A 1038-nucleotide genomic window follows, 5' to 3' on the forward strand; every position below is an offset into this window, starting at 1 on the left:
CGTACGACCAGATGCGGCCCCGTCCCGAGGTGAGCCGCCAAGCCGCCTCGAACGACTGGCAGTTCGGGCAGCAGGGGCGGGGCGGGAAGCGGGGCTCGGCACACCGGGCGCAGGCCTGGACGCGGAGTTCGCCCTGGGCCGCGTACGCCCAGAACGGGGCGCCGTCGGTGTCGTGCAGCGGGGTCAGCATGGTCGGGCTCCTCAAGTCCTGGGCGGACGGGCGCGGTTGGCGCTCCCGCGCTCCCGTGCCCTCAGTCGGCTCGTGACGGCTCGTCATGTCCTCAGCAGCAGCGCGGAGGTGGGAACCCCCTCGCCCGCCGTGACGAGGCAGGTCGAGGCGCCGGGGACCTGCGCGGTGCTGGTGCCCCTGAGCTGTTTCACGCCCTCGTTGATGAGGTTGAAGCCGTGCACGTACGCCTCCGACAGGCCGCCGCCGCCTGTGTTGACCGGGAGCCGCCCGCCGAGTTCCAGCGCGCCGCCCTCGGTGAACGCGCCGCCCTCGCCGCGCCCGCAGAATCCGTAGCCCTCCAGGGAGAGGGGGACGAGCGGTGTGAACGCGTCGTAGATCTGCGCGACTTGGACGTCCGCCGGGGTGAAGTCGGCGTGTTTCCACAGGTGTCGGGCCGTCGCCCAGGAGGGGCCGGTGAGCGGGTCGTCGTTCCAGTAGTTGACCATGCCGTGGTGCTGGGCGGGCAGGCCCTGCGCGGCGGAGTGGATGTAGACCGGGGTGCGGCGGCAGTCGCGGGCGCGTTCCGCCGAGACGACGACACAGGCCAACGCCCCGTCCGTTTCGAGGCAGTTGTCGAACAGGCAGAGGGGTTCGCTGATCCAGCGCGAGGTCATGTACATCTCGCGGGTCAGCGGGCGGTCGTACATGATCGCGGCCGGGTTCTGGTTCGCGCGGTTGCGGCAGGCCAGGGCGACGTTGAAGAGGTGGTCGCGGGTCGTGCCGTACTCGTGCATGTGGCGGCGGGCCAGCATCGCGATCTCGTCGGCGGGGCGGAGCAGGCCGAAGGGGCGCGTCCACTGGGCGGGGGC

2 protein-coding genes are annotated in these 1038 nt (G+C 72.1%); both read right to left on the minus strand.

Features of this window, described 5'->3' with window-relative positions:
* On the minus strand, window positions 1–190 hold a 190-nt coding region (locus AOK24_RS32660; RefSeq protein ID WP_240554235.1), incomplete at its 3' end, for a zinc ribbon domain-containing protein.
* An 83-nt stretch (window positions 191–273) separates the two neighbouring features.
* A partial coding sequence (locus AOK24_RS32665; protein ID WP_055723639.1) for a thiolase C-terminal domain-containing protein occupies window positions 274–1038 on the minus strand: 765 nt, incomplete at its 5' end.

The organism is Streptomyces niveiscabiei (assembly GCF_001419795.1).
In the GTDB taxonomy this organism is placed as follows: domain Bacteria; phylum Actinomycetota; class Actinomycetes; order Streptomycetales; family Streptomycetaceae; genus Streptomyces; species Streptomyces niveiscabiei.